Source organism: Paraburkholderia sp. (assembly GCF_047605525.1).
Lineage (GTDB): Bacteria > Pseudomonadota > Gammaproteobacteria > Burkholderiales > Burkholderiaceae > Paraburkholderia.
This window is the reverse complement of sequence record NZ_JASGFN010000046.1, coordinates 20,822-28,262: the sequence shown is the minus strand read 5'-3', so window position 1 is coordinate 28,262 and position 7,441 is coordinate 20,822. Positions and strand designations below refer to the sequence as shown.

Below are 7,441 nucleotides of genomic sequence, written 5' to 3'. Positions count from 1 at the left end.
GCGCACGGCGCCGGCCGCGAAGACACCTTCGGCGGGTGCCGCTACGCCCGCGCGTGCGGCCGCCCCAGCCGCGGCGACTGCCGGCGGCGATCACGATTGGGAGACGTTCTAACGTTTCGGGTCTGCGTGGATTCGATCTTCCTGCTTCAGCTTCAGTATGGGCGCGCGAGGTAACGCAACATCCGTTCCCGAACGCGCCCTATATCCGTCCTATGCCCACCCTATATTGTTGGTGGCCCCCCCAGCGCGCCCCGAAGACAACGATCCGCTTCCCGAAGACCGCGCATGCGCTTGCATCCGCGGTTTTTTCATCGCGCGCGGCTGAATTAACGTTTGCGAAGGCGCGCTCGTTTCCCTGGCGCGTGCCGCGATCCGGTACATTGACGGGCACGGCCACGACCGAGGTTCGCGGCGCGCGGCGGCGAGCAGCGCGCCGCGTGATTTCCCAGATACTGTTACGCCCTGATGAACCCTTCCATGCGCCAGCCAGAAAGGACCGACATGACGCCATACGACCTTGCGCAACGCCTCGTCGATGCACGCCGGCAGCATCGCCCGATCGATGCGCCCGCACCCGACAGCCTGCCGCCCGACGCGGCGACCGCCTATGCAATCCAGCAGGCGGTCATCGCGGGCCTCGGCGAGTCGACCGGCGCGTGGAAGATCGGCGCGAAGACGCCGGGCGGCGCCGCGTCGGGCGCGCCGATTCCGGCCTCGCTGATCGTGCCGTCGCCGGCGCGGCTCGCGCATGACGGATTCTTCCGGGTGCTGATCGAGCTCGAGATCGCATTCCGTTTCGACGAGACGATCGAGCCGCGCGGCCGGGCCTATGCGCGCGACGAGGTGCTGTCGAAAGTCGGCGTCGTGCTGCCGGCCATCGAGATCGTCGACAGCCGCTTCAGCGAGTGGCCGAACGTCGCGCCGCTCGCGCAACTGGCCGACGCGCAGAACAACGGCGCGCTGATCATCGGCCATCCGGCCGCTTATGCGGGACTCGCGCGCGGCTTCGATTTCGTGTCGCCGGAACTGGAACTGAGCTTCAACGGCCGCTCGCTGCTGCCGGAAGTCACCGGTAACCCGGCCGGCGATCCGCGCGAGCTGCTGGTGTGGTTCGTCAACCATTGCGCCGCGATGGGCATCACGATCGAGCGAAGCTGGACGCTAACCACCGGCTCGTACGTCGGCGCGCACAAGGTGGGCGGACCCGGCATCGTGCGCGGCCATATCGACGGACTCGGCGAAGTGGAAATCGAACTGACCTGAGCGAACTGACCTGAGCGGCGCTGCTCCGCTTGTAATCGTTGATTACGGCGCATGATTCGAACGGCTGCCGCAGGGTGGCCGTTTTTATTTCCGGCGGCTCGAAAGGGTTGAAGCATCGAAATCGTTAACTGGAGATCGTGCGGAGACAGCGTGGGAACCGCATGGAAATCGGGTGGAGATCGCACGAAGCGGGCATGAATCCGGCATGAGCTTCGCGACTCTGTTGCAACTTTGTTCGCGACCGGCCGTATACGCTTATAAAGGAATCGCGATTCGCTGCCGTGATCCAGATCATGCGGAGGGCTCGCGCAACGCCGCTGCATCGCACGGAACCAAACCCGCCGCGCGGTGACGAATCGCCTGATGGTATGGCCCGAGGTGTGACAGGAGAGCGCGCAAGGTGCGCCAACGAACATCGTATGTGTAACAGCTTCGCATGCGTGTCGGCAGGATGGCCGCGCCGTGCGTTATGGACGATAAGGGGACCATAAGCGAGACGACACGCGCGCTTTCCGGCAGGAAGTGTGCGTGCGCAGACAGCCGTCGCTTTATGGCGGAGAGAGGGTGCGGGAACGGGACGTGCAACAGCAATGCGACGCAACGCGAGCGGACGATGTGACGCAACGTTGCAAGGAAGTCGCGCAGGATCACTGAATAGAGATGCGGTGCTGAAAAAAACGGCAGTGCAACGGAGCAGGAGCAGCAGCAAAACTGCGGATTTGCTGCAATGTGAGTGCAAGATTGTAGGTGGTCGAATCTGTGTTTCCAAGTGAGGAATGTAGGGAGGCGGGTGCGGCGCGATTTTCGCAACGTAGTCCGTGAAAAAAAATTTAAAAGGGTTTAGGATGAATTCGAGCGATGTCGTTTCCGAATAGCGCGCCGCGCACGACATCGCTCCAGACTTCGGCGAGGAGGTAGCATGGATATCTACAGCAGTTTCGCGACCCGCTTCGAGAAAACACGGGAGGACGAACTCTCGCTCGAGGAGTATCTCGCGCTCTGCAAAGACAATCCCGCCGCGTACGCCACCGCTGGCGAACGCATGTTGACGGCAATCGGAGAACCAGAACAGATCGACACTCGCAACGATCCGCGTTTATCGCGCATCTTCGCGAACAAGGTCATCAAGGTATACCCCGCATTCCGTGAGTTCTACGGAATGGAAGAGGTGATCGAACAGGTGGTCGCCTACTTCCGGCACTCGGCCCAGGGGCTCGAGGAAAAGAAGCAGATCCTGTATTTGTTGGGCCCGGTCGGTGGCGGCAAGTCGTCGATCGCGGAGCGCCTCAAGCAACTGATGGAACGCGTGCCCTTCTACGCGATCAAGGGCTCGCCCGTCAACGAATCGCCGCTCGGCCTCTTCGATTACGAGGAAGACGGTCCGATTCTCGAAGAGCAATACGGCATTCCCCGCCGCTACCTGAAAAGCATCCTGAGTCCGTGGGCGGTCAAACGCCTGCATGAATACAACGGCGACATCCGCAAGTTCAGGGTGGTGCGCCGCTATCCGTCGATCCTTCGCCAGGTCGGTATCGCGAAGACCGAACCGGGTGACGAGAACAATCAGGACATCTCGTCGCTCGTCGGCAAGGTCGACATCCGCAAGCTCGAACAGTACGCGCAGGACGACGCGGACGCGTACAGCTACTCGGGCGGCCTGTGCCTCGCCAATCAGGGCCTGCTCGAATTCGTCGAAATGTTCAAGGCGCCGATCAAGGTGCTGCATCCGTTGCTCACCGCGACCCAGGAAGGCAACTTCAAGGGCACGGAAGGTTTCGGCGCGATTCCGTTCGACGGCATCATCCTCGCGCACTCGAACGAGTCCGAATGGAAGGCGTTCCGCAACAACCGCAATAACGAGGCGCTGCTCGACCGGATCTTCGTCGTCAAGGTGCCGTACTGCCTGCGCTACAGCGAAGAGGTCAAGATCTACGAGAAACTGTTGCGTAATTCGTCGCTCGCCAATGCGGTATGCGCGCCGGGCACGCTGAAGATGATGGCGCAGATGTCCGTGCTCACGCGCCTGCAGGAGCCGGAGAACTCGAGCCTGTTCTCGAAGATGCAGGTCTACGACGGCGAGAATCTGAAAGACACCGATCCGAAGGCCAAGTCGTACCAGGAGTACCGCGACTTCGCGGGCGTCGATGAAGGCATGACCGGCGTGTCGACCCGCTTCGCGTTCAAGATCCTGTCGCGGGTGTTCAACTTCGACTCGACCGAGGTCGCGGCCAATCCGGTGCATCTGATGTACGTGCTCGAACAGCAGATCGAGCGCGAGCAGTTCCCGCCGGAAACCGAGCAGAAGTATCTGTCCTTCATCAAGGACGTGCTCGCGTCGCGCTATGCGGAATTCATCGGCAAGGAGATTCAGACCGCGTATCTGGAGTCGTATTCGGAATACGGTCAGAACATCTTCGACCGCTATGTCACGTATGCGGACTTCTGGATTCAGGACCAGGAGTTCCGCGACCACGACACCGGCGAGAGCTTCGACCGTGCCGCGTTGAACGCCGAACTGGAGAAGATCGAGAAGCCCGCGGGCATCAGCAACCCGAAAGACTTCCGCAACGAGATCGTGAACTTCGTGCTGCGCGCGCGCGCCGCGAATGCGGGCAAGAACCCCGCGTGGATCAGCTACGAGAAGCTGCGCGTCGTGATCGAAAAGAAGATGTTCTCGAATACGGAGGAACTGTTGCCGGTGATCTCGTTCAACGCGAAGGGCTCCGCGGAAGAGCAGCGCAAGCACGAAGACTTCGTCAACCGCATGGTGGCGAAGGGCTATACGCCGAAGCAGGTACGCCTGCTGTGCGACTGGTATCTGCGCGTGCGCAAGTCGTCATGACGCGCTCCTGATACCTGGCATGTGCTGCCCGTATGGCCCTGCCGTACGGGCAACCGGCGAGGCGCAAGCCGCATGGACGTAGCGTGGCTGCCCAGGCGGCGCGTGCCTCGTGTATCCGAATTAGCGCAATGGCGCGGGACCGGGGTCAGTGCCAAGGCGCCGACTCCGGTCGACGCGCCAAAGCGTGGGGCTGGAGCAGGTGCGAGGGCGCATTCGTTCCTGCCGACACAGGAGACCTGGCGTGCTTCATCAAATCATCGACCGCAGGCTGGCAGGCAAGAACAAAAGTATTGCGAATCGCGAGCGTTTTTTGCGCCGCGTCAAGAACTACATTCGTCGCGCCGTTTCGGAAGCGGTGCGCGATCGCAGCATCAAGGACATCCAGAACACCCAGAGCATCACGATTCCGCGCAAGGACATCGCGGAGCCGTCGTTCCGTCACGGACCGGGCGGCCGCCGCGAAATGGTGCATCCCGGCAACTCGGACTACATCCGCGGCGACAAGATCCAGCGTCCGCAAGGCGGTGGCGGTGGAGGCGGCGGCAGTCAGGCCAGCAACGAGGGCGAGGGGCAGGACGACTTCGTGTTCGAACTGAGCCGCGAAGAATTCATGCAGTACTTCTTCGACGATCTCGAACTGCCGCGTCTCGTCAAAACCCATCTGATGGCCGTGCCGACGTGGAAAAGCATCCGCGCGGGCTGGGCCGCCGAGGGCACGCCGAACAATATCGACGTGGTCCGTTCGCTGCGCAGCGCGCTCGGCCGGCGCATCGCGCTCGGCGCGCCGCTTGTCAACCAGTTGCACGAAATGGAGCGGCAGCTCGAAGAGCTGAAAGCCGACCCCGCCGATCGTCGTGAAGAGATCAAGCTGCTCGAAGACGACATCCATCATCTGAAAGGGCGCATCTGGCGGATTCCATTTATCGACCCGTTCGATCTGCGCTACGTGAATCGCGTGAAGCAGCCCACGCCGTCGAGCCAGGCGGTGATGTTCTGTCTGATGGACGTGTCCGGCTCGATGGACGAGCAGCGCAAGGATCTCGCCAAGCGCTTCTTCATCCTGCTGTACCTGTTTCTGAAGCGCAATTACGAGCGCATCGAGGTCGTGTTCATTCGCCACCACACACGCGCCGAGGAAGTCGACGAGGATACTTTTTTTCATTCGACCGAAAGCGGCGGCACGGTGGTATCGAGCGCGCTCGAGCTGATGCGCAAGGTAATGGACGAGCGCTATTCGCCGACTGAATGGAATATTTACGGGGCGCAAGCCTCGGACGGCGACAACTGGACCGACGACTCGCCGAAGTGCCGCAAGATACTCGCGGATGACATCCTGGAGAAGGTGCGGTATTTTGCGTATATTCAGGTGACGCCCGAAGAGCAGAACCTGTGGCTCGAATATGCGCAACTGGCGTTGAGCCAGCCGCATATGGCGATGAAAAAGGTCGAAAACGCAGCCGATATTTATCCGGTGTTTCGCGAGCTGTTTGAAAAGCAGGCGGCGACTTCGTGACGGCATGTCCGTTGCGGGAGACGTAGCCGATCGACGACGCGTCGCGGCGAATCGTACGGCGGGGTAGTACCCGTCGCATGAAACGGCGCCGCGGCGCAACAAAGGCGTGCCGCAGCGACAGTCGGGGCATGCCGAGGCGAGGGCGGATACGGTAGCCGCTCGCGCCGGAGCAGTCCGCAGCGCTGCAGCACGGGACACACCGGAACGCCCAACCAGGGCAAAGGGAAGTCCGTATGAACGTAGCCGATAGAAGACCTCTGCCGTGCCCGTCCGACTGGACCTTCGAATTGATCGAAGAGTACGACTCGCATATTGCCCGTGTTGCGGAGCAATATGAACTCGACGTGTATCCGATCCAGCTCGAACTGATCAGCGCCGAACAGATGATGGATGCGTATGCATCCGTCGGCATGCCCGTGAACTACCGTCACTGGTCGTTCGGCAAACATTTTCTTGCCACCGAAAAAAGCTATCGTCGCGGCCAGATGGGGCTCGCGTACGAAATCGTCATCAACTCGAACCCCTGCATCGCGTATCTGATGGAAGAGAACACGATGACGATGCAGGCGCTCGTCATCGCGCATGCGGCCTACGGTCACAACTCGTTCTTCAAGGGCAACTATCTGTTCCGGCTCTGGACGGACGCGCACGCGATCATCGACTACCTCGTCTACGGGAAGAACTACATCGCGGAGTGCGAGGAGCGCTATGGGCTCGATCGCGTCGAGGAACTGCTGGATTCGTGCCACGCGCTGATGAACTACGGCGTCGACCGCTACAAGCGGCCGCAGAAGCTGTCGCTCGAAAAGGAGTTTGCCGCGCGCCGCGAACGCGAGGCCTATCTGCAGTCGCAGGTCAACGAACTGTGGCGCACGCTGCCGACGCGCCATACGCCGCTGCCCGAGGAAGTCGAGGAGCGTTATCCGCCCGAGCCGCAGGAAAACCTGCTGTATTTCGCGGAGAAAAACGCGCCGCTGCTCGAGCCGTGGGAGCGCGAAGTGATCCGCATCGTGCGCAAGATCGGCCAGTACTTCTATCCGCAGCGGCAAACCCAGGTGATGAATGAAGGCTGGGCGACGTTCTGGCACTACACGCTGCTCAATACGATGTACAACCAGGGCAAGCTCGAAGACGGCTTCATGATGGAGTTTCTCCATTCGCACAGCAACGTCGTCTATCAGCCGCCGGTCACGAAGCCGTATTACAGCGGTATCAACCCGTACGCGCTCGGTTTTTCGATGATGAGCGACATTCGCCGCATCTGCGAGTCGCCCACCGACGAAGACCGCAAATGGTTCCCGGAACTGGCCGGCAGTCCGTGGCTGCCCGCGATGCACTACGCGATGCGCAACTTCAAGGACGAGAGCTTCGTCGCGCAGTATCTGTCGCCCCATCTGATCCGCGAAATGCGCCTGTTCTCGGTACTCGACGACGACATGCGCGACGCGCTCGAGGTGTCGGCGATTCACGACGACAGCGGCTACCAGTACGTGCGCCAGGCGCTGTCGCGGCAGTACGACATGCATCACCGCGAGCCGAACATCCAGGTGTGGGCGGTCAATACGCGCGGCGACCGCAGTCTCACGCTGCGGCACTTCATGAGCGACAACCGGCATCTGTCGTCCGATAGTGACGAAGTGCTCAAGCACATGGCGCGCTTGTGGCAATTCGACGTGTTCCTCGAAAGCGTCGACGAAAACGGCACCGTCAGAAAGCGCTACGAGTGCCGCTATGTGCCGCCGGCCGTAAGGATGTGATGTTTCGGCGCACGGCAGAACCAGGACACCGCGCAGGACACCTTTTGTAAGCTTATGTAAGCCTGT

At 61.2% G+C, this 7,441-nt stretch carries 4 protein-coding genes; all 4 read left to right on the top strand.

Annotated elements, in window-relative coordinates; translation table 11 throughout:
• The first annotated feature begins 501 nt into the window (after positions 1–501).
• The 4 genes from QM685_RS35630 (at position 502) to QM685_RS35615 (ending at position 7,375) form a co-directional block, all read left to right on the top strand.
• Complete coding sequence (locus tag QM685_RS35630) at positions 502–1,263, top strand: 2-keto-4-pentenoate hydratase (protein WP_415124025.1); 762 nt, start codon at positions 502–504, stop codon at positions 1,261–1,263.
• 919 nt (positions 1,264–2,182) lie between these two features.
• On the top strand, positions 2,183–4,105 hold the full coding sequence (locus QM685_RS35625) for a PrkA family serine protein kinase (protein ID WP_415124023.1): 1,923 nt from the start codon (positions 2,183–2,185) through the stop codon (positions 4,103–4,105).
• Positions 4,106–4,346: 241 nt separating this feature from the next.
• Entirely contained in the window at positions 4,347–5,618 is a 1,272-nt protein-coding gene (locus QM685_RS35620) for a YeaH/YhbH family protein (RefSeq protein WP_415124021.1), read from the top strand.
• A gap of 233 nt (positions 5,619–5,851) precedes the next feature.
• Positions 5,852–7,375, top strand: coding sequence for a SpoVR family protein (locus tag QM685_RS35615; protein ID WP_415124019.1), 1,524 nt, complete (start codon positions 5,852–5,854; stop codon positions 7,373–7,375).
• Positions 7,376–7,441 lie beyond the last annotated feature (66 nt).

What these genes read in the sequence shown, in the direction of transcription:
- QM685_RS35630 (WP_415124025.1), top strand. Translation starts at nt 502, where the DNA reads ATGACGCCATACGACCTTGCGCAACGCCTCGTCGATGCACGCCGGCAG.
- QM685_RS35625 (WP_415124023.1), top strand. Translation starts at nt 2,183, where the DNA reads ATGGATATCTACAGCAGTTTCGCGACCCGCTTCGAGAAAACACGGGAG.
- QM685_RS35615 (WP_415124019.1), top strand. Translation starts at nt 5,852, where the DNA reads ATGAACGTAGCCGATAGAAGACCTCTGCCGTGCCCGTCCGACTGGACC.